The sequence below is a fragment of the Parendozoicomonas verongulae genome, from assembly GCF_009711465.1.
In the GTDB taxonomy this organism is placed as follows: domain Bacteria; phylum Pseudomonadota; class Gammaproteobacteria; order Pseudomonadales; family Endozoicomonadaceae; genus Sansalvadorimonas; species Sansalvadorimonas verongulae.
Map to the genome: position 1 here is coordinate 1,872 of NZ_SMME01000655.1, position 308 is coordinate 2,179.

Genomic DNA, 308 nt, shown 5'->3' on the forward strand with positions numbered 1-308 from the left:
TCTGTGTGGATGCGCCTGTGGCTGGTGAGGTGGCTGGATGAGGTAAATGCTTTGTGGCATCCATCCCGGTCACAGACAAATGGCCTGTCCTTTGTATGGATGCGCTTGTGAACGATGAGATGAGCGGATTGGGTGAAAGACTTGTTACACCTGCCCTGATCACAGACAAAGGGTCTGTCCCCTGTATGGGTGCGTTTGTGTCTGGTGAGATTGCCGGATTGGGTGAAAGACCGGTTACATCCGTCATGGTCACAGATAAAGAGTCTGCCACCTGTGCGGGCTCTTAGCGTGTGCATCCCGGAGATGTT

1 protein-coding gene is annotated in these 308 nt (G+C 53.2%); it reads left to right on the forward strand.

Going from position 1 to position 308, the window contains the following annotated elements:
- The first annotated feature begins 107 nt into the window (after positions 1 to 107).
- Positions 108 to 287: a hypothetical protein gene (locus E1189_RS24980; protein ID WP_155158459.1), complete on the forward strand. Its 180-nt coding sequence runs from the start codon at positions 108 to 110 to the stop codon at positions 285 to 287.
- Positions 288 to 308 lie beyond the last annotated feature (21 nt).